The organism is Glaciimonas sp. Gout2 (assembly GCF_035018905.1).
Taxonomy (GTDB): Bacteria; Pseudomonadota; Gammaproteobacteria; order Burkholderiales; family Burkholderiaceae_D; genus Glaciimonas.
Genome location: NZ_JASJXA010000001.1, coordinates 243,200 through 269,716, shown reverse-complemented (window position 1 = coordinate 269,716; position 26,517 = coordinate 243,200). Strand labels below are relative to the sequence as shown.

General features: G+C 49.3%; 20 protein-coding genes. 12 read left to right on the top strand and 8 right to left on the bottom strand.

Annotation, left to right across the window (positions count from 1 at the left end; genetic code table 11):
- Nucleotides 1–36 precede the first annotated feature (36 nt).
- The 4 genes from QN379_RS01190 to QN379_RS01175 are packed head-to-tail and all read right to left on the bottom strand — an operon-like array spanning nt 37 to nt 4,137.
- Nucleotides 37–510 (bottom strand): spore coat U domain-containing protein, encoded by a 474-nt coding sequence (locus tag QN379_RS01190; RefSeq protein ID WP_322235705.1) that lies wholly within the window; start codon nt 508–510, stop codon nt 37–39.
- A complete protein-coding gene (locus QN379_RS01185) occupies nt 507–2,936 on the bottom strand; it encodes a fimbria/pilus outer membrane usher protein (RefSeq protein WP_323505799.1) in 2,430 nt (809 codons plus the stop codon). Before QN379_RS01185 ends, QN379_RS01190 begins: the two co-directional genes overlap by 4 nt.
- A complete protein-coding gene (locus QN379_RS01180; protein ID WP_323505798.1) occupies nt 2,848–3,612 on the bottom strand; it encodes a molecular chaperone in 765 nt (254 codons plus the stop codon). Before QN379_RS01180 ends, QN379_RS01185 begins: the two co-directional genes overlap by 89 nt.
- Entirely contained in the window at nt 3,613–4,137 is a 525-nt protein-coding gene (locus QN379_RS01175; RefSeq protein WP_323505797.1) for a spore coat protein U domain-containing protein, read from the bottom strand. It lies immediately after the preceding gene.
- Between the two features lie 1,089 nt (nt 4,138–5,226).
- Here QN379_RS01175 and QN379_RS01170 point away from each other — a divergent pair.
- From QN379_RS01170 to QN379_RS01150, 5 genes are all read left to right on the top strand, one after another.
- Nucleotides 5,227–5,979, top strand: a complete 753-nt coding sequence (locus tag QN379_RS01170) for a TetR/AcrR family transcriptional regulator (RefSeq protein ID WP_322235714.1) — start codon at nt 5,227–5,229, stop codon at nt 5,977–5,979.
- Between the two features lie 1,006 nt (nt 5,980–6,985).
- Nucleotides 6,986–7,954: a branched-chain amino acid ABC transporter permease gene (locus QN379_RS01165; RefSeq protein WP_323505796.1), complete on the top strand. Its 969-nt coding sequence runs from the start codon at nt 6,986–6,988 to the stop codon at nt 7,952–7,954.
- The gene (locus QN379_RS01160; protein ID WP_323505795.1) at nt 7,947–9,797 is read left to right on the top strand and encodes a branched-chain amino acid ABC transporter ATP-binding protein/permease; all 1,851 of its coding nucleotides are present in this window, start codon (nt 7,947–7,949) and stop codon (nt 9,795–9,797) included. The genes QN379_RS01165 and QN379_RS01160 overlap by 8 nt, the downstream gene beginning before the upstream one ends.
- Nucleotides 9,781–10,488, top strand: a complete 708-nt coding sequence (locus QN379_RS01155) for an ABC transporter ATP-binding protein (RefSeq protein WP_323505794.1) — start codon at nt 9,781–9,783, stop codon at nt 10,486–10,488. The genes QN379_RS01160 and QN379_RS01155 overlap by 17 nt, the downstream gene beginning before the upstream one ends.
- A gap of 62 nt (nt 10,489–10,550) precedes the next feature.
- Entirely contained in the window at nt 10,551–11,801 is a 1,251-nt protein-coding gene (locus QN379_RS01150) for an ABC transporter substrate-binding protein (RefSeq protein ID WP_322235722.1), read from the top strand.
- A 101-nt stretch (nt 11,802–11,902) separates the two neighbouring features.
- Here the strand turns inward: QN379_RS01150 and QN379_RS01145 are convergent, their stop codons facing one another.
- Entirely contained in the window at nt 11,903–12,796 is an 894-nt protein-coding gene (locus tag QN379_RS01145; protein WP_322235724.1) for a LysR substrate-binding domain-containing protein, read from the bottom strand.
- 247 nt (nt 12,797–13,043) lie between these two features.
- Here QN379_RS01145 and QN379_RS01140 point away from each other — a divergent pair, with 247 nt between their 5' ends.
- The 3 genes from QN379_RS01140 to QN379_RS01130 all read left to right on the top strand — a co-directional run bounded on the left by QN379_RS01140 (nt 13,044) and on the right by QN379_RS01130 (nt 16,695).
- On the top strand, nt 13,044–13,856 hold the full coding sequence (locus QN379_RS01140) for a class II aldolase/adducin family protein (RefSeq protein ID WP_322235726.1): 813 nt from the start codon (nt 13,044–13,046) through the stop codon (nt 13,854–13,856).
- 295 nt (nt 13,857–14,151) lie between these two features.
- A complete protein-coding gene (locus QN379_RS01135) occupies nt 14,152–15,453 on the top strand; it encodes an MFS transporter (RefSeq protein WP_322235728.1) in 1,302 nt (433 codons plus the stop codon).
- A gap of 336 nt (nt 15,454–15,789) precedes the next feature.
- Entirely contained in the window at nt 15,790–16,695 is a 906-nt protein-coding gene (locus QN379_RS01130) for a LysR substrate-binding domain-containing protein (RefSeq protein ID WP_322235730.1), read from the top strand.
- Nucleotides 16,696–16,833: 138 nt separating this feature from the next.
- Here the strand turns inward: QN379_RS01130 and QN379_RS01125 are convergent, their stop codons facing one another.
- Complete coding sequence (locus tag QN379_RS01125) at nt 16,834–18,363, bottom strand: Rieske 2Fe-2S domain-containing protein (RefSeq protein WP_322235732.1); 1,530 nt, start codon at nt 18,361–18,363, stop codon at nt 16,834–16,836.
- A 374-nt stretch (nt 18,364–18,737) separates the two neighbouring features.
- On the opposite strand from QN379_RS01125, the gene QN379_RS01120 reads away from it, so the two are divergent.
- Complete coding sequence (locus QN379_RS01120; protein WP_322235734.1) at nt 18,738–19,754, top strand: PDR/VanB family oxidoreductase; 1,017 nt, start codon at nt 18,738–18,740, stop codon at nt 19,752–19,754.
- A 98-nt stretch (nt 19,755–19,852) separates the two neighbouring features.
- Here QN379_RS01120 and chrA read toward each other — a convergent pair whose 3' ends face one another.
- Nucleotides 19,853–21,226, bottom strand: a complete 1,374-nt coding sequence (gene chrA / locus QN379_RS01115) for a chromate efflux transporter (protein WP_322235736.1) — start codon at nt 21,224–21,226, stop codon at nt 19,853–19,855.
- A 695-nt stretch (nt 21,227–21,921) separates the two neighbouring features.
- On the opposite strand from chrA, the gene QN379_RS01110 reads away from it, so the two are divergent.
- A complete protein-coding gene (locus QN379_RS01110; RefSeq protein ID WP_323505793.1) occupies nt 21,922–23,541 on the top strand; it encodes a glucan biosynthesis protein D in 1,620 nt (539 codons plus the stop codon).
- A 200-nt stretch (nt 23,542–23,741) separates the two neighbouring features.
- Here QN379_RS01110 and QN379_RS01105 read toward each other — a convergent pair whose 3' ends face one another.
- Complete coding sequence (locus tag QN379_RS01105) at nt 23,742–25,340, bottom strand: sensor histidine kinase (protein WP_323505792.1); 1,599 nt, start codon at nt 25,338–25,340, stop codon at nt 23,742–23,744.
- Nucleotides 25,341–25,552: 212 nt separating this feature from the next.
- On the opposite strand from QN379_RS01105, the gene QN379_RS01100 reads away from it, so the two are divergent.
- Together QN379_RS01100 and QN379_RS01095 are read left to right on the top strand one after the other, a co-directional pair.
- A complete protein-coding gene (locus QN379_RS01100; RefSeq protein WP_322235742.1) occupies nt 25,553–25,984 on the top strand; it encodes a hypothetical protein in 432 nt (143 codons plus the stop codon).
- A 240-nt stretch (nt 25,985–26,224) separates the two neighbouring features.
- Nucleotides 26,225–26,512, top strand: a complete 288-nt coding sequence (locus tag QN379_RS01095; RefSeq protein ID WP_322235744.1) for a hypothetical protein — start codon at nt 26,225–26,227, stop codon at nt 26,510–26,512.
- Nucleotides 26,513–26,517 lie beyond the last annotated feature (5 nt).

Sequence of the window (26,517 nt, the reverse complement as noted above, 5' to 3'; positions counted from 1 at the left end):
ACCATGCTGCATTTTCATAGCGCATTAATTCTTTGCTCAATAAGTAACGGTTACCGCCACCGTGTCGGTGTAAGTGCTGGCTGGCTTGCTCTGGCCTGGAGGTATGCGACCATACACAGTGTAATGGTGCGTTGTTGGTGTTAATAGGATGAGGTAACTATCGGTCACGGTTTGGGTTCCGGCGCTGCCATCTCCCCAGACGATCAAACGGGTAGGATCGCTATACAAATTATAGTTGAGGAAGTTCGTCCCGGAAATCAGTGTTCGATTGATATAGGTTCCGCTGCCAGTGCTGAGACCTATGGTGTAACTACCAATACCAGCCGCTACTTGAGCGGTGCATGTAATGGCGACATCACCGATACCATCGTTGTTGGTCGCGAGAGTTGCGAAATAATTGGAGAATGATGTCGCCGTAGCCGCCACGGTGCAGGTGGAAAGCAGCGCGTTGGCGCTTAAAGGGAGGACTAATAGGCTAATCGAAATAGTCGATTTTAAGTTGTTTTTCATTTGGCCTCCTGATGGCACGTAAATGGACCGAGCCTCGGCAACATCTGTGGGTGGCTTGTCGCTGCAATTTGAATGCTACAACGGGGTTGTGCATCGTCGTTAAGTACAACGATGGTGGCCGGATAGATTATCTGCGGTATAAAGAGTTCCCCGTGTAATGCTATTTCTTGTTCTGCCTGATCGCCATTTACCCGAACCCGCGTACCGTTCGGAAATGGCGTGCCAGTTTCATCCACGAGAATCACAGTTGCGCTCTGACTCAGACGTGCGGTGAATTTCAGCAGACTACCTGAGCGTGGGCCCGGAACGACCGATTTTTGTTCCAATTCTAGGGTCATCGATAACGGCAGACCCGCGTCATCCAGATACACATTATTTTTCTCATACGGAATCAGGCGCGGTACGAAGCCGACACCGTTTTTGTCAGTCTGGCCCACCTTGACATTATTGGCATAGATATCGATCGGCTGAGTGACCGGCACCTCAATTATCGCGAAACTTTGATCCAGCCAACGCGATGCGCGCACATGTCCACCCATCAGCGCAATGCCACCACGCGCCTCCAGTTGCAGATTGCTTTGACCATTTATGCGATTGGCACTCGCGTTATATTCGCCTGTGGTTCCGACGTAATTAACGCCGATATCCTGACCACCGCTTACGAATACCGACTCACGTGCGCGATAACCCCAACCGCCTTCTGCAGGTGCAGCTTGCTGGTATTCGGCGCTCAGGAACTTACTACCCTTTTGTCCGCTTGCTGTCATTTGAAACGTGTTCTGGTGCGACAGTGGAATGACCCAAACGACATTAACTGATATTGGACGATCATCAGTCAATGACTTTAGCAATCCAACGCTGACATTACCGCTTCTATGCAAATTGTAATTTGCACCGACATTGATAGCGCGTACGTTGTCCTGGCCGCGATTGATTTGGCTGATGTAGCCGAAAGCAACGTTGGTATTGGCCGTTATAGAGACATTGGCCTGGGCTTGGAATTGTTCCGCAGGCGGAAGCGTGTCATGGTCCAGGCCAAGTTGCCAAAAGCGCGAACCGGCAAGCTGCGAGCGCAATGTAAATGCATACCTGTCGCCTTGCCGGTCGAACTGAAGGTATTGCGAAGTGTCGCGCCCACGTTCGGAGCTGCTGGCGGCAAGGCCAGCACTGAGCAGGCCAATATTGCCAAGCGCGGCAGCCGCACCGAAGCCAAACGATTGACGTCCGCGCATGATTTCTCCGTGGCCTTCTACGGTAGTAACATTACTGATGCCATAACGTAAGGTGCCAGAACTAAAACTCTCTCCGTAGTAACTATTCCGACTCCCAAAATTGTTGCGCATCGCGCCGATTTCGTAAGACTCGTCCTTGCTTCCCTGTTTCAGCAATTGCGTGCTGGTGATATAACTTTGGGTGTAAACCTGCTGGCGTCCGAGTACATCATGAACCACCATTTGCACGTTGCCCTGACCCGCAGATACTGGCACATTGTTGATCGCGAACGGCCCGGTGTCGACCGGCTGCTGAAGTCTCAAAATATTATTAACGTAGATATCAACAACTGACGGCACTGCTGCGGTACCGTTGAATGTCGGAAGCGGGATTGCCTGAAAACCAGGAGTGGTAGAAAATTTTGTATGCCATTGCACTCCGCCGAAATACACCTGGCGCGAAAAAGAGCTGGTTCCCGTAATGCTATCGCCGACGACCAATGTTGCCTGCTGCGTTGGAAAATCACGTGTGTACTGGCTATCAAGGCGGAAGACCGAACTTTTCTGGATCAGATCTAGACCCACGAAGCGGCTGGTAAAGGTGCCTCCGCCAGAAAAAATACCAAGTTCGGCTACGCCAGAAAGATTATTTTGATTTATCCCGCGTGTGTAATTGACATCGTAGTTTAAAAAAGCGCCAGTTGTTGACGGCTGTTCGACTAACGGTGACTGATCGCCAAAATTGAATTGGGCACCGACGAAGGCGGCCGGTGGCGCAAGGATGTTCAAGGTTTGGGTTGCCTCCTCGATCTCGATCTGTACACCCGGTATGGCGTCCAGCGATATGTAGCTGACTTGATTGCGCTTGATTGGCACAACGTCATGTAAGCGCAATCGTGCATTGGTCAATACCTCCAAAGGTATTAGAATTTGATTTGTCGCGGTACGCACGATAAGTGTTGCATCTGCAACTTTTTGGTTGTTGACGACGACATCGAGCAACAAGTCCTGGTCCGCCTTTTGGCCTGACACTTGTACGGGTTTCAATTCTGCCGCTGATTGTTGCTGTGCGAGTTGTGAGACTTGTTGTGGTGTCGCCAAAGCCGGTCCCTGACAGGCGATAAGGCTAGCGAGAAGGTACTTTATCTTCCAACGTGAGATTTTCTTCAGACTCTCCCTTGTCCGTTTGTATCCGTACACGAACCTTTCCGGCATGAATTTTTCCGTTTCCCAGCGACCACCCTTTGTGTTGCCCAGATAAAACATATGCAGGCGTTCCAATATCAAGAACGTTACTGCTATCGATGTTATTTAACTGCAGGCGAACAATTTTTTGATGAAAGTTACCTTTATTGATCGCCGTTAACATGACACCGGTGGGTCCCTGCGTTAATTGCCAGGACATTTTTTCTTGTTTTATTGGTGGTGCGATAAAAATGGGAATACTGACCTTTAGCAAAGTCTTTAATCCAGGTGGTTGTGGACCACTTGGCGGTACTTCTTCGATCAATAGCCGGTATGTTTTTTCAGATGTTGCGTTAGCAGGGTCACGTTCGCCGAACCGCAAAAATTGTGTTTGCCCTGGAGCAATTGTAAATATAGGCGGATTTAACAGCAGCGCGTCGGTCGCCTTCAATACTTCTACGCTACCATCGGTACTCCAGTCGATTGCGCCGACTTGTATACGCACCGGGTCATCTCCGGTGTTTCTGATGCGCAACACACCTGATGGGCGCTCTGTAGTCAACTCGAATCCGACCGGGTTGACGTTAAACGACGCGCTCATGGCAATCTGGGGCAGGGCGGCAAAAATGACAGCACACCCAAGGGTAAGTGCCCCAACTGATTGCCTACTATTGAGTCCTTTTTTTAGCGCTATACGTGGTGTCATTTAAAAGGTTACCGTTGCCACAACTGAATCGGTATACACCGCCGCTTTTGTGGACGTCTGACCGAATGGAACACGTGCGTAAATTGTACTAATCGTCGGCACAGCGGTAGCCACGACTGCTGTTGGTGCAGTAGCAGCGGTATTGCCCCAGGTTACCGTACGTCCAGTGTCGGAAAATAGGGAATAGTTAAGGAACGACGGTGTGCCGCCACCGCTGGTCAGACGCCGCAATGGTATAGCGTCTGTGGAACCCGTATTTGAATTAGCGCCTTGCCCAAGGGTAATAACCGGCGTGGCACCGACCGTGCAGTTCGTGGTGACAATGGCTGTTACGTCCTGATTGGTGGTGGCATTGGTCACAATCGGGTCATAGGTCGTCGTGAAACCAACTGCCACGATGCTGCAACTGTTAGTGATTGTTACCGTATTGAGCATAGTGGAGGTTGCCGTTGCGGCTTGGACGTTTGCATACCCAATGGACAATATGGCAATAAGAGTTGCACTAGGGATAGATTTTTTTATCATGACGTTAACTAGCTCGCATTTCAACGGTTTATTTCGATCGGTTTCTACTAGGTAGATACAGTCATGTTTTCGAAGTTAGCTATGTCCCAATGACTCCTTGAAATGTGCTGATGTGGAAATTATAGTTTCTTGTGTTTAATTTTTTAAGGTGAGTGCATCAAAGCAATGTTAACGATCGTTAACTAGTGGTGTATTTGCGACAATTCGCGCAATTCCCAGTCGCCTGCAATGAGATAAAAAATGAAGAGAAAATGGCGTTGAACTGCGATCATATTTATGCGTCAGATTACTTCTTTATATTCATAGAAGGCGGCCATGAAATCCTTCGCTAATTTGATAACCCTAGCTGCACTGAGTGTGGCCTTGGGCGGCTGCGTAGCAGTTCCTTACGCAGATTGGTATAGGCATGATGACGGGTATCGGCATGATCATGAAGGGGGTCGAGATGATCGTCATTATTAAGCTTTGAAGCAAGGAAAAAAATTATTGTTTGCGCGTCAAATCGCGTTGGCGAATAGCGCTCCTGAATTATCGGGAAATAATAGGAATTTTTACTTTTATAATTTATTTTTTTAGAAAATTAAACCTGTCTTCGGGATCTAAATTAATAGCTTTTTACATCTGATTTATTGCCCACTTTTTGAGCTTATTGCGCGCTTATTGTCAGATTTAGCGGCAGGTCTGGATAGATAAAAAGACTGATGCGCGTTGGACTATTTTTGGCGTATTTAACACGTTGGCGTGCCTACGCAATCGATTATAGATATCGATCAATAACTTTTAGCAAAATTGTCCCATCATTAACGTCAGCAGCGCTGCGGCGACGGCAGCGAATAAGCGGTTTCAGGTTGGAGCGAAACGTGCTGTCAGCTAAGAGGCGCAGTCGGATATCTTGCTTTTACATCATCTTAGTGTATGTATCGGGCAGACAATAGCGGTAACTACCTGATTTTGAGAGGGATTTCGGCGGTTGGTATTTCTTGTGGGATGTATTCCGCTGTACAATTATGCAAGTATCCAACTACACTAAACAGTATGAAAAATATACCAATTCGTAAAAGTGCCCCTGCCAGCGCTGAAAAAAATAAAATGATCGCCAAGCCGCTGGCAATATCCAAGCCTAAGGCGGTTACCAAGCCGAAGGCAGTGGCAAAACCGAAGACTGTTGCAAAACCCAAGGCAGTCACCAAGCTGAAGGCAGCTGTCTCCGTTTTAACCAAAGCTGGTGTGCCAGAAAAGCCCAATATGATAGAGGGCATACGTGACGCCGTTTCTCGCCTCAAGCGCGAACGCATTATCGCGGTGGCCGCAGAAATGTTCTACAACAACGGCTTCAACAATACAACGTTGGAAGCGGTGGCAGAGAAGATGAGTGTCACCAAGCCCTTTATTTATTCCCATTTCAAATCCAAGAACGACTTGCTGGCAGAAATATGCTCTCTTGGTATCCGCGCGTCTTTGGATGTGTTGAATCAGGTAGTCGCATCGGAAGGGTCAAACACTGAAAAAGTGAGAGCGATGGTGCGTGATTTTATGCTCGCCGTACTCGAAAATCAGGAGCACATTGCGATCTACACGCGTGAGCAAAAGCATTTGTCCAAGGAGGACTCCGATGCGATTGAAAACATGCGTCGCGAATTTGATCTCAAGCTGTGCAAACTATTAACCGACGGGGTCACCGCTGGGGAATTCAAGGTCGATGACATCAAGATGGCATCGCTCGCTGTTGGTGGCATTGTGAGTTGGTCGTACGCCTGGTATCGTCCCCATGGACGTTTAACGGGGGCTGAAACGGCCGAACGTATGGCGGATCTGGTTCTTGCTATGATCCAGGTTAAATGATGCCAGTGTAACCAACTGACGATGCACATTGAACGGGTCTGCCGTTCGATGTTGTCATAACGAGACTGCTTTGGCTGCCTTTTAGTCGCCTGCCAAATGCCGTTATGGATGCTGAGCCCAACCCGGTAATTCCTACACGGTAACCGCGCCTATTTGTCTATCAGGCTGCTGGATTGCGGCTGTCAATAGTTTGGCGTCGCAGGCTGGCATAGATAACATTCGCGGGTCTCGTTGGTGTGGTCAACTATACTTCGCCTTATCTCTTGCCTTAAATCTCGCCTTAATCGATTCATTCTTTTATTTATCCATCCTTCTAAATTTCGCGTTGATCCTATCTATCCTTATCGATTAATCGATTGCAATTCGCTCTAGACACCCTTTCTGCGTTTTCTCACAATGCCTGCATTTACGGTATCAGTTCGCGGTGTTTTTCTCGCGTGGTTTCAATCAAATTCATTAGCGGGCATCTCACCTTAGTAAATAGGAATGAAATATTTATACTTATTGGTATAATAAAATACTAATAAAATATTTAAATATACTATTTAGTAGTGTATTATTCTTTTTCGGATAATGTGACGTAGCACGCGCTTCCGCTTAGCGTTTTAAGCGTCGGATGTCGAATACATCGTCGGCAATTCATTGCTCCCAGAGAATTCATAGAGTGTGCTGAGGACGAATAGATAAAAAACACCCAGACTAAAAACGATCCAGCTTATACCGTTGTCGGTGCAATCAAATCAGGATCTGGTAAAGAAAGCGCAGATGTAGCGATTCGACATATTTTTTAAAATTCAATAATTATTTCAATAATTATGTAAGTAATTAATAATTATGTTGTGAAATGCCAAGTATCATTCGCCGATTATTTTTGTATTGTGATGTATAACGAGTGTAAGTTGCTAACGCGCAATGGCCTAATTTGTTTAGCACGAAAGCTATATGCGCTTAGTAGCGATTCAACCAACAGAAGGAAACGTCACATGTTTTTATTGGAGTGGTTCGAATGAATCCTCATTTGGTGCTTGTTGAAAATGCACTTCAGGTGCTGCTTACCGGTATCGTCGTCGGCGGCGTCTATGGTTTGATGTGTGTCGGACTTGGACTTATTTTCAGCATGATGCGGGTCATTAATTTTGCTCAGGGTGAGTTCCTCATGCTGGGCATGTATGTCGCCCTGTTTATATTTCACCAGATTGGTAACGCGTTTGGATCTGCGCTGGGACCGTATGCCGGCCCCGTGATCAGCGCGCTGATAGCGGGCGTGGTGGTATATGTTTTTGCCATCATTCTTCACCCATTAATACTGGGTCGAGTTTCAGGAACGCGGGTGGCGGGTGTGGACGGAGATGGCCATTATCCACAACTGACTATCACATTGGGCCTGTCACTTGTGCTGTCAAACGGTGCGCTCATCCTGTTCGGGTCCGAGCCACGCACAATCCAGACGGCACTATCTTCCACTGCTTGGGAGATCGGTCCATTGATCGGTCCCGACGTTTCGATATTTTTGAATAAGGCGCGTGCGGTCTCATTTGTGGTGGTGTTGTGCGTCGTGGCAGCGGTTGCCTTGCTGATTACGCGTACGCGCGTCGGTAAGACTTTACGCGCCGCAGCCGATAATGCAGAAGCCGCAATTTATATGGGTATTGATGTGGGACGATCGCACCGGTTTGCATTTGGTTTGGGGGCGGCGATTACCGCCATCGCAGGCGGTTTGCTGGCCAGCTCCTACCCGTTTCAGCCGTACGTTGGTGTTGAGTTCGTGGTCATCATGTTTGCGGGCGTAGTGCTCGGTGGTATTGGCAGCATTACTGGCGCCTTTTGGGGCGGAATGACAATCGGTCTGGTTCAACAGCTGTCTACATTGGTGTTGCCGGTGCAGCTGCAAAATGCGGCGATCTTTGTGGTATTCCTGCTCATCATTATCATGCGGCCCCAAGGCCTTTTTGGAAGGACTGTTGACCGTGCCTAATACTGTGCTTACCTCTGTACTTAATCCTGTATTCAATGCAATACCCAAGTTTCTTCAGCCCGCCAAAGGCGGCGCAGTCAAATTGATCGTGTTGTTGGCAGTGCTATATCTTGGGCTCACGATGCTGGTAAGCGATCCTTACTATGGCCAGATATTGACGCTGACGCCCATATGGGCAACGTTGGCGGTGTCATGGAATCTTTTCAGCGGTTATTCAGGATTGATGTCGTTTGGGCATGCCGCATTCTTTGGCCTGGGCGCCTATACGGTGGTTCTGCTCGAAGTGAAATTCGGGATATCGCCATGGATCGGCATTCCCATCGCCGCCTTTGTCGGTGGTTTGTCCGGTGCATTGATCGGCGCCTCAACTTTTCGTCTGCGGGGTCATTACTTCGCATTGGCTATGTTGGCCTATCCGCTCGGAATACTATATGTTTTCGAGTGGCTGGGTTTGCAAGAGGTGACTTTTCCAAGGCATCTCAATTCGCCGATTCTGCACATGCAGTTCGCAGATGTGCGTTTCTACGCCGTCTTGGCTGTCATCCTATTGCTGATTGCGATAGGCATTAATCTGCGAGTTGCGCGCTCACGTTTTGGATTGTCGCTACTTGCGATCAAGCAAAATGAGCTCGCCGCAGAAGCGGCCGGGATTGATCCATTTAGCTGGAAGTTGCGCGCGATTGTGCTATCGGGCGCGATTGCTGGCGCTGCTGGCGGTCTGTATGCAGTCGTCATGCTGATCGTCACGCCGAACGCCGTATTTGGCATGTTGATATCGGCCCAGGCATTAATTTTCAGCCTGTTCGGTGGTGTGGGAACGATTGCCGGGCCTGTCATCGGTGCAATGGTGTTAGTGCCGGTTAGTGAACTTCTCAATGCAGAATTAGGAGATAAATTGCCGGGCATCCAAGGCGTGGTGTTCGGACTCGCGATTATCCTGACCGTTCTGCTAGCGCCCGAGGGCATTTTGCCGAAGATACTCGCTGTTTTTGCAAAGCGAAAAACGCTGAACCAACGTGCTGGTATCAGTACCAATCCCGACGCAAAGCTTCCTGCTAATATTTCCATACCGACGCCGAAGGTCAGCACCGCTGGGTGTCACAGCGAAGTCGCCTTAAGCGTGAAAGCACTGTCCAAATCGTTTGGCGGTCTGCATGCGGTCAGCGAGGTATCGTTCGATGTTTTCCGAGATGAGATTCTTGGCGTTATCGGACCTAACGGTGCCGGTAAAACCACGCTATTTAATTTACTCAATGGTATTCTCCCTGCAACCAGAGGCGAGGTCATATTCGACGGTCGCGACATCATCGGTCTCAGGCCTTATCAAGTCTCCAGATTGGGAATCGGCAGAACGTTTCAGGTAGTGCGGGCATTCGGTCGTCTGACTACGTTGCAAAATGTCGTGGTTGGGGCCTTTGCCAAAGAGCATCGGGATGAAAAGGCGTATGCGCTCGCCCATGCAGCGCTGATCCAGGTCGGTATGGAAGCGGACGTCAATGTTCTCGCTGGAAGTTTGACGATGATGCAGTTGCGGTTAATGGAACTGGCACGTTGTCTGGCATCAAAACCAACACTTATTTTGCTGGACGAAATTCTGGCCGGTCTAGGTACAGATGACGTTGAGCACCTGATCCCCATCATACAAAATATTCGCAACACTGGTGTTACCGTGGTCATCATTGAACACACGATGCACGCCATGGTGCGCCTTGCCGATCGTTTGCTGGTCCTTGATCATGGGTGCGTTCTGTCGATTGGCGAGCCGTCCGCGATCACCAATGATCCTATCGTCATCGAAGCATATCTCGGCAAGAAATGGAGCGCCCGTGCTACAAATAAATAACCTATCGGTTTCCTATGATGGGTTAAAAGCCCTGGTCGATATCAATTTAGAGGTAGCTGATGGAAAGTTTGTCGCCATTGTCGGCCCCAATGGTGCCGGCAAGACGACGCTTTTCAAAGCAATATCCGGTGTGGTCCCGATTGCTGCCGGATCCATATTTTTTGACGGTATCGACTTGTCCACCTTAGCGCCCGCGCGCCGCCCCCATTTGGGTATCGCGCACGTGCCGGAAGGTCGTCAAGTATTTAAAAGTCTCACAGTATTGGAAAACCTGGAAATGGGTGCGCGTACCAAGGACGCAACCCAGCACTGGACGCAAAGCCTTGATCAAATCTATGCACTATTTCCGAGATTGGCTGAGCGCAGCAATCAGTTTGCCGGCACGCTCTCAGGTGGGGAACAACAGATGGTGGCAATCGGTCGCGGTCTTGCGTCCAGGCCGAAGTTATTGATGTTTGATGAGCCATCAATGGGTCTGTCACCGGCAATCGCCGATTCCATCTTTGAATGTATAGAAAAAATTTATCGTGAGAGTAAGGTCGCCGTTTTGCTAGTGGAGCAACGGGTCGCCGAAGCCTTGCAAACCTGCGATCACGGTTACGTCCTGGGATCGGGAAGGGTGATCCTTCAGGGACCCCCAGACGTGCTGATCAATGATCCTAATGTTAAACGCGCTTATCTGGGCATGTAACAAATTGGTTGCTGATTTTTTCTGTAATCGGTTTAGATGTTTATTTACTATAAGGAGACTGTATGAAGACCAATAAAAAAAATAATCTATTGAAGGCAGTGGGTTTGTTTGCATCCGCCTTGCCGCTCATGGTGATGTCGTTACCGAACGCTTATGCCGTACCTGAAGACGTAAAAGTCGCGTTGATCGTTCCGCTTTCAGGTGCTTGGGCGCGTAATGGTGAGTTGCAGCGTAAGGGTGCTGAAATGGCGATTGATGATATCAATGCGTCCGGAGGTATTAAAGCGCTTGGCGGCGCGAAAATGCGGTTGGTGGTCGCTGACACCGGCGATTCAGTTGAAAAAGCAAAGAATGCGATCCAGCGACTCTTGTCGCAAGAGCCTAGTCTTATCGGTGGATCCGGTGCTTTTCTTAGTTCATTGACGCTTGCCGTCACCGAAGTTTCTGAACGTGCCGAACTGCCTTGGTTATCGCTCTCCTACAGCGATCAGATTACCAATCGTGGTTTTAAATATGTGTTTCAGACTTCACCGATTGCGAGTGTTCAAGCTGAAACCGTCTTGCCGATTCTGGTGAAACTGTCGACCGATAGCACAGGGAAAGCACCGAAAAACGCCGGAATCGTGATGGACAATACCGCGTCTCCGGCGAGTTTTACAAAAGGTATGCGCGAGAGTGGTTTCGCCAAATACGGCATTAACCTGATCACTGATCAGGTGTATACGCCGCCTTTGGCTGATGCCACTTCCTTGGTGCAGAAGCTGCGTAATACGCGTCCCGATCTGGCTTTTATGCTGACGACAAACGTGCCTGACACCAAGCTGCTGTTGGAAAAAATGAACGAAATGGGCGTCGGTTCAGGCAAGATTCCTGTCGTTACAAACGGTGGACACATGGGCGCGCCAGAATTGCTTAAGGTTGTTAAAAAAGAGATGCTGGAAGGCGTGATGGTCGTGGTGGCAAACTGGGGCGGGAAGGGCGACGAGAAGCTGTCGGAGCTATTTAAGAAGCGTACAGGTGAGTCTTGGATGACCCAGGACAGCCTTTCAACCTACGGCGACATGTGGATATTTAAAGATGCGTTGGAGAAGGCTGGCGTTGCTGACCGGAAAAAAGTGGCGGCTGCAATCCGGTCAATGGATACGTCGGAAGGCGCAGCGAAATATTTTGCTGGTGGACATTTGAAATTTGACGAAAAAGGCCGACGTGTTGGATCGGGGATCGTTATTCTGCAGTGGAGAAACGGTGTGCCGGTTCCGGTATATCCGGCTTCTCTTGCCGTGGCTAAACCGGTCTGGCCAAAGCTGCCTTAAATAATTTTAACGCGTTGTAATTGGTTTTAAATCGCCCCATGATGTAAATAAAGCCTCCGCTTGCTACTTGCAGGGAGGCTTTATTTTTTTGGATCGGATGATTAAACGATTTCCGTTTGACTGAAAAGCCAGTCGCGGAATGCTTTGATTTTTCTACTGTTCATCCGCGCCGCGCGATAACACACAAAATGCATTTCTCTGGCAAGTGGGCGAAACGACGTTTTGCCTAATTGCACCAACTCGCCGCTCGCGATCTCTTGCGTGGCTAGTCGCGTGCTTTCAAGCGAAACGCCAAGACCGTTGAGCGCCGCAGAAATAGCCAGCGACCCGCGATCGAATGACAAACGTGGTCTGTCTGGAAGCGTTAGCCCGTGTAGGTCGAACCAGTTTTGCCACGTTACCGGGCTGAGTTGTGAGTCGATCAGGGTGAAATGCGCCATCTCGTTGAGGTCAATTTCCGCGCTGCCTTTGAGTAGCTTTGGGGAACATAGCGGAGCGATGACCTCGGTTCCGAGCGGCTCAATGGTGACGCCCGACCTTTCTTTCGCCGAGCCGTAAGCAATCGCAATATCAATCTCTTCATGCTGGATCAGATCGATTGGATCGGCACTGGACGACATCCGAATGGTAATCAATGGATGTTCCTGCATAAAATGGGGCAAGTGCGGGCCGAGCCATTTTGACGCAAAACTTGGTGTGCAATGCACCGCAAGGGATTCGGTCTCTTCCGGCAAACTCAGATCAGCGCAGGAAGACTCAATCAAGTCAAATGCACGCGATAGGCCAACCAGCAATTGTTTGCCGTCTGGTGTGAGCTCGACTCGCCGCGTGAGTCTGTCAAATAATGGTTTCCCAAAATAGGTTTCAAGTCCATGAACCTGATGGCTGATTGCGGACGGTGTGAGATGCAATTCTTTTGCTGCGAGCGCAAAGCTTCCCTGCCGGGCAGCGGCCTCAAAAGCGCGTAGTGAAAAGAAGCTTGGAAATTTTCTCATGTGTTATAGGTGAATTAGATTCATCATTCGTGAAAAGGTATCGTTTGTCAAGGTGTCTCGCAAGTTGGATCATGATAATAACCATCACCGTAGTGGACCAGACCGGAGTCTGCTTAGCATTATCGCAGGACCGGCAGCATGTCCGTTTGATGGTGAATTATTGCTATAGTCGCAACAATTAAAAATGAAATTAAAAATCACAGTATTTAAAAATCACGTCTAAAAACGAAGTAATAAGGAGAAGATCATGTCTGAAGTTATCGAGCGCGTATCGCTATACCAGCCAAAACAAAAAGGGCTTAAATTCCCGAGCATTCCAAAATTTGATAACCACGCTCAAGAGCGCCAGCATCGCAAAGAAAGACTCGTTGCGTCATGCCGCGCGTTTGCAGTACACGGTTTGGATTACGGTTTTGCAGGTCATTTAACAGTGCGCGATCCAGAGTTCCCAAATCTGTATTGGACCAATCCAATGGCAGTCCACTTCTCCCAGGTAAAGGTATCAAACCTGATCCTGGCCGATCATAAAGGCGAAGTGGTCGAGGGCGATTATGCATTGAATCGCGCTGGATTTGTGCTGCATTCAGCGGTGCACGAATTGCATCCAGAGATCATCGCAATGTGTCACGCGCATACGATCTATGGCACGGCTTGGGCCGCGACCGGACGTTTATTAGATCCGATCACCCAAGATGCAGCGGTCTTTTTTGAAGATCACATCGTCATTAATGACGAAGCTGGCGCGGTAGCGGTTGAAGAAGGCGCGGGATATTCAGTTGCCGGTCAATTCAAGGACGTTAAAGCGGTGATTCATCAGAATCATGGCTTGATGACCGTCAGTCGTCACAGCATCGAATCTGCAGCGTTCTGGTTCATTGCGCTGGAACGTGTTTGTCAGCAACAATTATTGATTGAGGCGAGCGGTATCAAGCCGACATTGGTGACACCAGATCGTGCCCGTTATAGTCGCGAGCATGTTGGCAGTCCTTACATCGGCTGGTTGCATTTCCAGCCGCTTTACGAGCATCTGGTCGCGACACAACCCGATATGTTTGACTAAAATTTGCCTGACGTGTGGGGAAGTACCTGCAAATTTTGCTTCCCCCGCCGTAATACAGGTTAGCCTATTTATTTAGCGAAATGGATGAACCTGAATAAAATGACTAAAAAATACTAAAACCTACGCGAAAACGTCCCAACTAAGGAGTGCAGACGAAGACAGTACGCTAGTCCCGGGACGGGTAGGTGGCTAGTAAAGACAACGCAGTCGGGGTGATTTCGCGTAAGTACTAATTAAGTATCTGAGATGCCCACGGCATACCCAGAACATAAGCTAAAAACCAGGAGATAACATAATGTATAGCCCAACGGTTGACGAAGTCAGCGCGCGTACGGACGAGTCCGCAACTTACGCTAAGGTCATGTGGCGGCTGATTCCCTTTTTGTTCTTGTGCTACGTGTGTTCCTATCTGGATCGGGTGAACGTCGGCTTTGCAAAACTGCAAATGATGAGCGATCTCAATTTAAGCGAAGCCGTTTATGGGCTTGGTGCAGGAATGTTTTTTGTTGGCTATTTGCTCTTCGAAGTGCCGAGTAATCTCATCATGCAAAAAGTTGGTGCGCGTCTCTGGATCGCCCGAATTATGGTGACGTGGGGTGTGATTTCTGGCGCAATGATGTTCGTCACGACACCAACAAGTTTTTACATCATGCGCTTTGTTCTCGGCGTTGCCGAGGCTGGTTTCATACCCGCCATATTGCTCTATCTCACTTATTGGTTTCCTGCATCGCGACGCGGCAAAGTGACGGCGCTTTTCATGACCGGTATCCCTATGTCAGGCGTTATAGGTGGTCCACTGTCAGGCTGGATTTTGCACGCGATGAGTGGGTCGCATGGTCTAGCCGGATGGCAGTGGCTGTTCTTTCTGGAAGGTATTCCCACTGTGATATTGGGCGTCATGGCGTTCTTTTATCTGGACGATAAAATTGCGGACGCTAAATGGCTTTCACCAGCGCAGCGCACGATGCTGGAAAAAAATCTAGCGGCAGACAAGCATGGCAAGACCTTACATTCACTACGCGACGGATTTACTAATCCCAAAGTATGGTTATTGAGCTTCATCTACTTATTTTTCACGATGGGATTGTATGGCGTTAGTTTCTGGCTTCCGACCATCGTCAAGGCAAGTGGTGTATCCGACCCCCTCAATATTGGTCTGCTCACGGCTATACCTTACGCAGCAGCAACGGTAGCAATGATCGTGGTTGGTCGCAGTTCGGATATGCGCGGAGAGCGCCGTTGGCATCTTGCCATAGCTGGCTTTGTCGGTGCTGTGGGCTTAGTATTTAGTGTGATGTACGCGCAAAATACGACTATCGCGATGGTTGCCTTGACGTTTGCAACGATGGGAATCATGACCACAATTTCACAATTTTGGGTCTTACCTCCAACGATACTTACCGGTGCGGCAGCGGCAACAGGCATCGCCCTTGCTAACTCGATTGGCAGCGTCTCCGGCCTGATCAGTCCATATCTGCTTGGATGGGTAAAGACGGTGACCGACAGCACCAACAACGGCGTGCTCGTTCTCGCAGCAAGCCTGGTTATCGGAGGATTGCTGGTGTTCACAGTTCCGGCAAAGTTGGTTAATCGTTAGACACCTATGCGGCGTAAAAATAATCTGAGTCGCTAACGATCAAAAATTTTTTGATCGGAAAATACGTTAGAGCAAGCCTTTCCTGGCGCGATAAAAACCAGGCTGGAACAGATTTGCAAACTAATCTGATGGATGCAAGACAATGAAAATGACAAAGCTCGCTCGGCTTCATCGCCGCAGGCGATCTTTGTCATTTTTACATTTTAGACACATTCAGACCGGTCCTTCACTTGATAGAATTGCGCAAGCTCGCCTTGTTATTCAAAGAAGCGAACCATTACAGCGAAGAGTCCTCTACAATTCGGCCATGCAAGGATCAAGGAGTGTCTTTTGGCCATGAATTTTCATCAGTTACGCTGCTTTCACGCGGTTGCCCTACACGGTAGCTTTACGGCGGCTGCGCGTGCGTTATTCGTCGGGCAGCCAAGTATCACCACGCATGTGAAAGCGCTTGAACAACGGTTTGGTGTGGAGCTGTTTTCACGGCATGGGCACATCGTCGAATTGACCGATACGGGGCAACGCTTGTTATCGATTACTCACCGTATTTTTACGCTGGAAACAGAGGCTGAAGAAACTCTGCGAGCCGCTGGCGGATTGCTGGAAGGACGCATCAGGGTGGCCGCTTTCGATCCGGTTCAGGTTACCCAAATGGTGGTTGCTTTTGGCAAGCGCTATCCAGAAGTCCGGGTGTCGGTGTCGTTTGGCAATTCCGGTGAATTGAGTGGAAGTTTGTTGGAATTGCAGTCAGATGTCGCGGTATTGCCGCGCCTGGGAGACAAGCGGTTTTTCTCGGTCCCTTATCGTCGGGCAAAGATCGCATTACTGGTAGGAGCAAGCCACCCTTGGTTTGAGCGCAGTGATATTCATGTCGGAGAGTTGGAAGGGCAGCGAATCGTCACTCGAGAAAGTGGCTCAATGCAGCAAAAGGTCTTTGATGATTATTTGGCCGATTGTGGCGTCAGTGTGCGTCGAGTATTAGAGATCGATAGTCAGGACGCGATACGCGAAGCCATTGCTGCGGGTGTCGGCGTGGGTATCGCGCTGGATGCCATTTATCAGGATTCGCGGCTTCGGATACTCACGATTGCAGAGGCACCGATGTTTATTGATCTGGAACTAGCCTGCCTGGCAGAGCGCAAAGAAGCGCCGGTAATCAAAGCCTTCTTCGAGGTAGTACAAGACTTACGCAACGATCTTGATTGCTTGAAGGAGGCGGAAGAGCAGAAAGTCGGCGGTTAAGCCGGTTCATCACCGCGCACAGCATGGCCGGGTAATGAAAAAGACAGCGTCAGGATGATGATCCTGACGCTGTCCCTTTATTGAAAGACGAAGAGCGCAGAGTTGCTCTTTCGCTTTGCCGATTTTCCTTTGCAGGAATTACTTCTTGGTCGATTGCTCCAGCGCCTCAAAGCCTTCCATCACAAACTGCGTCCGTACATCACCTTTCAGATTGTCACTCTCAGTCAATATCTGAACAATCTTTCTGGTCACCATGCGACGTTGTGCGATTTCTTCTTCGATAGTTGCGCCTTCTGCGACTTCCATCACATTACCGCTACAGTAACTATTTGGCGCGCCATTGACGGATTGTAGCCAGTCGTAGAAGTTTTCTGCACTGGCTTTCGGGTTAGTGCCTCGGACAGCATCACGCAAAAGCTTACGGAACATAAAGACACCAGCATCGAACTTGGTTGGATTTTCCAGCGCGTGCACAGCAATAGGACGCTGACTGATAATCGCTTCATAGTCGCCAGGCGCTTGTTGCGCGTCTTTATAGCAATCGCGTTCACGATGGTTTGGAGGAATCGGCGGGAAATCTTCCAGCTTGTATTTTCCAAAACGTTCCGGACGGCGCATCGCAACCTGGCCTTCCAGAAAATCAATCGTCTCGTAACCAACCATTTGCTCATCACCAATACCGCGGGTATCGATGTTTGGTCCCATCACGCGCCAGCCGATCATCTTGCTGTTTTCGTCATCCACTGGAACAGTCCAGCGTACGATATGAAAGCGGCTGAACAATTTCTTGGCAGCACCGTCTTCTGACGTGTAAGCATGTAAGCTCAAATTGGGCAATGCTTGATGTTGTACGCGAATGAAAAGACGATCCTTGTCTACGCGTCGTGCACCAGCGCATGCCAATCCACGGCCCTCATGGATGGGAATAAATTGCATGTCGGGCGCGACTTCCATCGACGCAGCACCAACTTCGTTAAAAGTAGTGCCTTGAAAGTTTTCATCCACCACGTTAGACGAATTATGCAGCGCTGTCGGATGATAATTATCCGCAGCATTGTCCTGAACTTGCAACCAGTTGCAATGCTGGAAGTTGCTGTAAGGAACTAGCTTATCGGTCGCATGGACGGTGAAATTTGATTCCCACTCAGGGAACGGTGGTTCTTTTTCTGGTGAGCCCATGTAAGCAAAGACGAGACCGTGGCGCTCGAAGGCTTTGTACGCACCTTGTTGAATCGAGCATGCAAATTTTGCGGCTTCTTTCTCTTCGCCCTTTGGATATGGAACATGCAGGCAAGTGCCATCAACATCAAATACCATGCCGTGATAACAGCAACGAATGCCGTGTTCTTGAATGGCACCGTATTCCAGCGACGCGCCGCGATGGACGCAATGGGCGTGCAGAACGCCAATGGCACCGCTCTTATCGCGGAAAGCCACTAATTCTTCATTGAGAATTTTTATAAATTTTGGCGTATCGCCCAACTCCATCGACATGCATACCGGATGCCAGAAAGTGCGCATGTATTCGCCCATTGGCGTACCCGGCCCGGTTTCGGTCAGCTCTGGATCATGCCCTGGCGTTTTGCTCGTAAAGTAGCCACCGTATGGGATGAGCTTCTTCGGCTTCGAAGATTCAACCAGCTTCGCATTATCGACTTTCGTATCCATCAATTGTCTCCTCAATCAACCATTATTCGGTGGGATCATTTGTCCCTGAGCTAACGATACGTGGCAGCCTTATAAATGTCGAATTCAATTTTTGGATGAACTTCATCTGTAAATCCGAATGTGTACTTCAAAATTTCTTGTTTGGTCCCGAATGTCCTTATTTGTAATCCAGATAGGGTTCATACATTATTACCATTGGACGTATCAATGGCTGGGATTTACGATTTATCATCAGGAAAAAGCTTGGTTTTCATACGCTTTCAATCCTTTTCATGGTTGGTGTCATTAAATCCAAAATGAAGCCCAGAAGAATAGCATCAGCCAATCGTAATGATGCATTGCAGCATAAAAACACTAGAGACTCGAGGCCCACAATGCAAGATATACCATCACAAACGCGTTCATCCCCAACATCCTTGTCGCTGCTTGTCCGGCAGATCAGGTTTGAGGCCGTTGGCATTAACTCCTTCGAATTGGTACACCCTGCCGGAGAGATGTTGCCAGCCGTCACCGCCGGTGCGCATATCGATATGCATCTTGAGGGCGGTGTGATTCGGCAGTACTCGCTGTGCAACGATCCGATCGAACGTCACCGGTACGTTATTGCGGTTCTACGCGAGGAAATCGGTCGCGGTGGATCGCGCTTGATGCACGACAATCTACGGGTGCGAGATGTGGTATCGATCAGCTACCCGAGAAATAATTTTGGCCTGATTAACGACGCAAAAAAACATGTTTTGTTAGCGGGTGGCATCGGAGTGACGCCATTAAAGGCGATGGCCCATTATCTGGAAAGCACAGGTGAGGATTACGAACTGCACTATTGCGCCAAAGGTGAAGACCATGCCGCGTTCCGTGAAGAATTTGCTGCTCAGGTTGAAAAGGGAAAGGTCATTTTTCACTTCGATGGCGGCAATCCACGGGATGGTTTAGATATCGTTAAACTGTTGGAAGAACATGTTGAAGGCACACACGTTTACTATTGTGGCCCCGCGGGCTTCATGGCAGCTTGCGCAAAAGCCGCTCAGCATTGGCCGCGTGACGCAGTTCACTTTGAACATTTTAAGGCCCCAGAACCGGTCAAGTCGGAAGCTGTCGCTGCGAATTCCGCGATCTTATCGGATACATCGGCTACCTCTTTTGTGAAGATTGCCAGCACCGGGGCCTTATTCGCCATGTCGGAAGATAAAAGCATCATCGAAATACTCGCTGATAATGGCATCGAGGTGGAGACCTCATGTCAGTCTGGATTGTGCGGTACTTGTAAAATGCGCTATCTGGAAGGGGAAGTCGACCATCGCGACTTTATTCTCTCTGACGAAGAGCATCAGAACTATTTAACGGCTTGCGTTTCACGTCCTAAAAGTCGGTTGTTGGTACTCGATTTGTAAACTGTTTTCAGGTGAGTTCTGAAAAATTATTTTCCTGAAAAACACATAAGAAACACGTCTGCATAAGCTCAGCCGGGAATATTGCTTCCCGTCTGACCTTATAAAATCACCGTTTTCAGCAATAGACCAATCACCGCACACGCAGCAATGACGTGAATGACATTTCGTTTGAAACGAAATAAGGCAATCGTTGCCGCCAGAGCGATCAACGCCGATATCCAGTCAAACGGTGCGCCAAAGCCTTGCGGCCAAAGCACGTGGTAGCCGAAGAACACCGCAAGATTGAGAATCACGCCCACCACAGCTGCCGTGATGGCGGTCAGCGGCGCGGTAAATTTCAGGTCGCCGTGCGTCGATTCAATCAGCGGGCCACCGGCCAGGATGAACAAGAACGAGGGCAGGAAGGTGAACCACGTTACCAGTGACGCCGCCACCGCACCGGCCAGAAACAACGATTCTGGACCGAACAGCGCTTTCACATAGCCGCCCACAAAACCAACAAAAGCCACCACCATGATTAGCGGCCCCGGCGTGGTCTCGCCCAGTGCGAGGCCATCAATCATTTGCGTTGATGTCATCCAGCCATAGTGGCTGACGGCACCTTGGTAAACATACGGCAATACGGCATACGCACCGCCGAATGTCAGCAACGCCGCCTTGGTGAAGAACCAGCCCATTTGCGTCAACGTGTGATGCCAGCCATAGATCGCGGTTAGCGCGCCCATTGGGATCACCCACAATAAAGCACCGACGATGATTATCTGACATAGTCCAAGCCAACTGAACCGTGCGTGTTCCGGTGTCGGCGTATCGTCGTCAATGAGCGCTGCGCCAAACGATTTTACCGCTTTGCCATGACCACCCATCGTGAACTTATCCGGTACCATCCGACCACCGAAATAGCCGATTATTGCCGCTGTCAAAATGATTGCAGGAAACGGCACGTTGAGGACCAACAGCGCCAGAAAAGATGCTGCGGCAATTGCCCAAAGTATCTTGTTTTTAAGTGCGCGCGAGCCAATGCGGTACGCCGCCTGGATGACGATGGCGGTCACTGCCGGCTTAATGCCATAAAACAACCCAGCTACCAGCGGCAGACTGCCAAATGCAATATACAACCACGACAGCGCAATCAGGATCACCAATGATGGCAGCACAAATAATGCACCCGCTACGATGCCGCCCCACTTGCGGTGCATCAACCAGCCGATATAGGTCGCCAACTGCTGCGCCTCTGGGCCTGGTAAAACCATGCAATAGTTTAAGGCGTGAAGGAAGCGTCGCTCAGAGATCCATCGCCGGTTTTCAACCAACTCCTGATGCATGATCGCAATTTGACCTGCGGGTCCACCGAAGCTGATAAAACCTAATTTCAACCAAAAAGTGAATGCCTGCCAAAAAGGGATAGGCAACGGTTTGGTATTGAGGCTTTCATTTGCAGGATCAATGAGAGATGTTTCCGAAGTAGTCATATCAGATGTGCCATTCGCTTGTAAACAGTGGAAGCAATCCGTCAGGCATGATCGTTGCTGATCGCCCAAAAAAACGCATTATTAGTACAGCTGGGAATCAGAGTTATTTACATTTAACCTCGCAGAAGCCTAGGTAGGAATAGCAATGTCGCAGGTGTTTCGGTCAGTGAGCAACACGGATTTGTCCCAAGATTCGCCTAACCGTGATTATAATCGTACTCGTATTGTCGATGCGTCATCAATCTTGATTTTGTTGTTGATTTGCAATTCATGGTTGATTTGTAATAGAACGACGCAGGAAGACAAACTCAGGGCTCTTCTGATTGAGAAAAGTGGGTGCGATCAGTGGGAACGGCGGTCGGATGGGTGGATTTGCGTTTCTTGCGACGCATCGTTTAGAGGCGGATAAAAGATAGATTATAAAAGGTAGATTACCGACGCATTTGCAAGATCGCAGGGCTAAGCCGACCGACGCATCTGAACGTTTCTCTTTTTTGCCTGACTAAGTTACGCATGAAGGTTTCGCTAGTTGCATTTTGTAAAGTATCAGTGAGCGCCGTTACGCCGCGTCCGCGTTATCGGTCATATTAGGTATACGTACACAGAATGGAGGGCCATACGGTCCATTAGCACCACAATCTGTTTCGGTTAGCCCATGACCATTCTTCCCCTATTTATTGGAGATTGCCCCGCCCATGATAAATCGCCGAACTTTTCTCCATTCCGCCGCTGCCACAGCCACGCTTGTAGCGCTCGGCGTTCCGATGGAAGCCATTGCGGACAATCGCGTTAAGCTTGGCTCCGCATCAACTTTTTCTTTTGATACGCTCATCGCGCAAGCAAAAGTGTTAGCGCAAGCACCGTATAAACCGCAAGCGACCGCCCCGCGTGCGATTCTCGACAAAATCGATTACGCAGCCCACGGCAAAATAAAATACAAAACCGATTACGCCTTGTTTGCTGAAGGCCCTGGACAATTCCCGGTCACTTTTTTTCACCTTGGCCGTTTTTTTCAGTCACCGGTACACATGCACCTCATCGACGACAGTGGCAAGGTTCCCAAGGCGCGTGAGATTGTCTACGACGAGAGTTATTTCGATATGCCGGTAGATAGTCCGGCGCGAGATTTGCCGCGCGGCAGCGGGTTTTCGGGTTTTCGTTTCCAGGAAAGTCGGCGCGGTGATCAGGACAAGCTGGACTGGCATAAGAACGACTGGGTGGCTTTTCTCGGTGCCTCTTATTTTCGCGCGATTGGTGACCTTTATCAATATGGTTTATCTGCCCGTGGTATTGCCATCGACGTTGCACAAGCCGGAAAGTCAGAAGAATTTCCTAACTTCACCCATTTCTATTTCACCGTTCCGGACGATAACAGCGACACAGTGACCGTCTATGCCATGCTGGATGGGCCAAGTATCTGTGGCGCGTATAAATTCGTTATGCAACGCGGCGCAGGCGTCACCATGGAAATCGATACCGCTTTATTTTTGCGGCGCGATATTGACCGATTCGGCATCGCGCCAGTGACGTCGATGTACTGGTTTTCTGAATCAGTAAAAGGGACGGGGACCGATTGGCGACCTGAAGTCCATGATTCCGATGGTTTAGCGTTATGGAGCGGGGCGGGTGAACACATCTGGCGACCACTGAATAATCCCGGACAAACCACCGCTTCAGCCTTTGGCGACACCAATCCGCGTGGTTTTGGTCTGCTACAGCGCGATCGCAATTTTGATCATTATCAAGATGGCGTCCATTACGAACGCCGTCCCAGCCTTTGGGTGCAACCGTTAGAAGGTTGGGGCCAAGGGACAGTGCAATTAATCGAAATTCCAACCGATGATGAGATTCACGACAACGTTGTAGCGATGTGGGTGCCCAGCGCCAAAGCGGTTGCCGGTAACAGTTATCGCCTGCGCTATAAATTGGATTGGCAGAAGGACGAACCATTTCCGAGCACGCTTGCCCGTTGTGTAGCGACGCGCCTTGGCAATGGCGGCGTACCCGGTCAACCGCGGCCGAAAAACGTGCGTAAATTTATGGTTGAATTTTTGGGCGAGCCGCTAGAAAAACTAGCCTTTGGTGAAATGCCGGAAGCGGTACTAACTTCATCGCGTGGCACCTTTTCTTATATCTTCACCGAAGCGGTTCCCGATGGCGTAGGAGGTCATTGGCGGGCCCAGTTCGATCTGACAGTCGAAGGCCCGGAACCTGTTGATATGCGTTTGTATCTGCGTCTTAAAGATCAAACGCTTTCGGAAACCTGGCTGTTCTTATACAATCCATTTGAAACGCGATCAGTTTACGGCAGTTGATGATGACGTGGATGTCAGTATAATTTTCTCCGACATTTTTGAGATGGTTTTCAGCCCATCGATCTGCGACGTGCATCTTGCAGCGATGGGTTGATATTTTTGAATCGCATATTGTGAGGGATTATTTCGGTCGCCAAGATGAACCGATCTCATCCTCACAGCAACTGGCTGGCACTGTTAAAACGCGATCAGCGCGTCTTCTAGGTCAATGGTAAATGTAGTATTACTGCAGTCCCGTTGAGGGATGATCCTGCAATATTAAGTTCACCGCCAAACTGACGTGTGCGCTCGTGCATACCCAGAATACCCCACGCTTCACCGCCGAGTAATTGTTGGGGTTTGATGCCTTTTCCATCATCTCTGACTTCAGCAATAATGACGTTTTCTTCGCACCGCACGTCAATCGTCACCTTTGATGCCGCTGCGTGGCGGACCACATTTGTGAGCGATTCTTGCACGATCCTAAACAGCATGGTGCTGCGTTCTGGATCGAGCTCGACATCCGCGGCGCTTTGATTAATGTGGCATCTGCATTCCAATCCTGAACTCGCCTGAATCTGGTCGGCATGCCACTCCAGCGCGGCCCATACGCCAAGGTGGTCCAGCACACTAGGGCGTAAATCGGCGATGACCCGCCGCATGGTTTCAATAGCTGTATCGGCTTGTGCCGCCGCCTCGTTGAGGAGTGGATCTGATGCATTACCAGCCAACATGGAACGTTCATTAGAGACTGAAACATTGGCTTTGATGCTAGTTAGCAAGCTGCCCAATTCGTCGTGAATTTCACGCGCGATACGCTTTCGCTCATCCTCTTTTACTTTTTCCTGATGGTCCGATAGTTGCCGCAGCTGCGTATAAGATTGCTGCAATTCGACTTCTGCCCGGGTTTGATCCGCGCCTAATTTGTCGACCGTCAGCATGCTTTGTTGATGAGAACGATTAATTTCTTTCAAGTAGACCAGCATCATCACCGATGAAGAAATCAAGCCACTGAAGCGACCAGCGTACCAACCCAAAGATAAGCGGCTGCTACCCGCCATGGTGATAGCGTTATCGCATAACAGCGCTATCAAAGCAGTGCCAAGCCACACATGCAAGACATTACGGAAGCGACTCGCTCGCCATAAAAAAAACAGCGACAGCACAATCAAAACCTGCAACCCGGGTGCAATGCCAGTGCTGGTAATGCCGCTATAGTCACCATTCGTATCCAAAACAGGAAGAAAATCGCGGAATATGGTGACCATTGCCACCGTCGCAGCCAGGGCAGCGATCAAAACAATGGAGGCGCGGCGTAACGATTGCTGGTGATCCGTGGTGACATGGTTGGGACGGCGTAGTTCGCTCCAGGCAAAAACCAGGATACCAATGGCAGGACCGGCATGCCAAAACAGCCACAGCCAACTACTGGTTTGCGTGCCACCGAACAGCACACGTCCCTCGATAAATATTCCCGGAAACGACAAAAACTGCAGCACCAATATAACAGCAGTATATAAACATCCGGCGCTGAGATGCAGCAAAGCGACTGATCGCGTCGCCTTATAGTGACCGTATATCTGATAAGCGGTGATCAGGTAGGTGCCAATCACCGTGGTCTGATAAGTAGCCAGAAACGCTGGAATTTTAGGCCATTTTATTTGCGCGAATGGAAGCAAAATCAACGTAACGAGGATCAACCCTGCGCAGATCCTCAGTGCAATTTTTCGCTGTCTTAGCGTAGCCATACGAATGGCTGGTGAAGAATCGACGCGATCAAAAGGGGTCAACGGCAGATCGGTTGCGAGCCCGGTATACATGATGGCTAATCTCCGTATTTGAGTTATCGGCAGCAATAGTGGCGCAAATACAGGGCCGCAACTCAGAGGCGCAATGCCGGCACGCATGAACTGGCTAGTGATAAATAATTATATTTTTGCCTATGATCGCTTAAATCCCGCACTATAGATAGATTGAATTTTAGATAACAAGATTAAATTAGTCATACCGATGCTTTGATAGACGGAAATCGATGGAAATAGACAGAAATACTTCTTTTCTATGTGTTAAAAAAACAACCATTGAACCTTCAATCCTTTCATCGGCGACCGTCGGTGACACCGGGACCTATGTGGAGAATCTGCCGTGGCGGGAATGTATGACGCGCTATGACCGTCCGCATTCGTTCTTTTATCTGTATCCGCCGTACTGGCAGACTGAAGGGTATGGCGTCGACTTTGGTTTCCACGAGTATCAGCAGATGGCGGATTTTATGCGCACTTGTAAGGGCAAAGTCATGGTTAGCATTAACGACCATCCGGATATCCGGGCGGTGTTTGACGGCTTTACGATGATGGGGCTGGATATTAAATATAGCTTGGGTAGCGTGCACGGCCAGCCGGAGAGTAGTCGGGAACTGGTAATTACCAACTGGGATGCATGGTCTGTAGGGCAGCTTTTTTGAAATAATGACCTGATGTTGGCCTTTCAGGCGAGCGGTCAGTGGCTTCACCGCAGGCACGATTATGCGCATCCGCTGGAGCAAAGTCGATACGCTACTTTCAGTAGCGTATCGCTCTTTTGCTTGTGAGTAATTTTCATACTGATAATTGTTTTGAGCGCATTTTATGCTAAATTATTACATCATTCGAAGTCTTAGAAGCAAAGCGAAAGGACCGCTTATATTTTTTTGATTGGAGTGCCCATGTTAATAACTCACGATGAAAGTTTAATCCGTCTTTTTGTTTTTAAAGTGCAACGCTTAGCCGGGCGGGCAGATGCCGGGCATAACGTCGCTGCAGAAATTAAAACACTCGTTGAAGAGGCATGCGATTGTTTCGCCACAACATTAAACACTGATGCAACGGCGAATCGGGACGCCTTTAAGTACCGGTTAAAGCTTTACGCGGCGCTGGCCCACAGCAGCCGTCCTCAGCTTAAAAATGCGTTTGAATTTGCGGCCTCACTCCTCAATCCATATCAACCTCGCTAACACCA

Excerpts from the sequence above, each read along its gene's own strand:
- QN379_RS01190 (WP_322235705.1), bottom strand. The coding sequence starts at position 510 with ATGAAAAACAACTTAAAATCGACTATTTCGATTAGCCTATTAGTCCTC.
- QN379_RS01185 (WP_323505799.1), bottom strand. The coding sequence starts at position 2,936 with ATGCCGGAAAGGTTCGTGTACGGATACAAACGGACAAGGGAGAGTCTG.
- QN379_RS01180 (WP_323505798.1), bottom strand. The coding sequence starts at position 3,612 with ATGACACCACGTATAGCGCTAAAAAAAGGACTCAATAGTAGGCAATCA.
- QN379_RS01175 (WP_323505797.1), bottom strand. The coding sequence starts at position 4,137 with ATGATAAAAAAATCTATCCCTAGTGCAACTCTTATTGCCATATTGTCC.
- QN379_RS01170 (WP_322235714.1), top strand. The coding sequence starts at position 5,227 with ATGATCGCCAAGCCGCTGGCAATATCCAAGCCTAAGGCGGTTACCAAG.
- QN379_RS01165 (WP_323505796.1), top strand. The coding sequence starts at position 6,986 with ATGAATCCTCATTTGGTGCTTGTTGAAAATGCACTTCAGGTGCTGCTT.
- QN379_RS01150 (WP_322235722.1), top strand. The coding sequence starts at position 10,551 with ATGAAGACCAATAAAAAAAATAATCTATTGAAGGCAGTGGGTTTGTTT.
- QN379_RS01145 (WP_322235724.1), bottom strand. The coding sequence starts at position 12,796 with ATGAGAAAATTTCCAAGCTTCTTTTCACTACGCGCTTTTGAGGCCGCT.
- QN379_RS01140 (WP_322235726.1), top strand. The coding sequence starts at position 13,044 with ATGTCTGAAGTTATCGAGCGCGTATCGCTATACCAGCCAAAACAAAAA.
- QN379_RS01135 (WP_322235728.1), top strand. The coding sequence starts at position 14,152 with ATGTATAGCCCAACGGTTGACGAAGTCAGCGCGCGTACGGACGAGTCC.
- QN379_RS01130 (WP_322235730.1), top strand. The coding sequence starts at position 15,790 with ATGAATTTTCATCAGTTACGCTGCTTTCACGCGGTTGCCCTACACGGT.
- QN379_RS01125 (WP_322235732.1), bottom strand. The coding sequence starts at position 18,363 with ATGGATACGAAAGTCGATAATGCGAAGCTGGTTGAATCTTCGAAGCCG.
- QN379_RS01120 (WP_322235734.1), top strand. The coding sequence starts at position 18,738 with ATGCAAGATATACCATCACAAACGCGTTCATCCCCAACATCCTTGTCG.
- chrA (WP_322235736.1), bottom strand. The coding sequence starts at position 21,226 with ATGACTACTTCGGAAACATCTCTCATTGATCCTGCAAATGAAAGCCTC.
- QN379_RS01110 (WP_323505793.1), top strand. The coding sequence starts at position 21,922 with ATGATAAATCGCCGAACTTTTCTCCATTCCGCCGCTGCCACAGCCACG.
- QN379_RS01105 (WP_323505792.1), bottom strand. The coding sequence starts at position 25,340 with ATGTATACCGGGCTCGCAACCGATCTGCCGTTGACCCCTTTTGATCGC.
- QN379_RS01100 (WP_322235742.1), top strand. The coding sequence starts at position 25,553 with ATGGAAATAGACAGAAATACTTCTTTTCTATGTGTTAAAAAAACAACC.
- QN379_RS01095 (WP_322235744.1), top strand. The coding sequence starts at position 26,225 with ATGTTAATAACTCACGATGAAAGTTTAATCCGTCTTTTTGTTTTTAAA.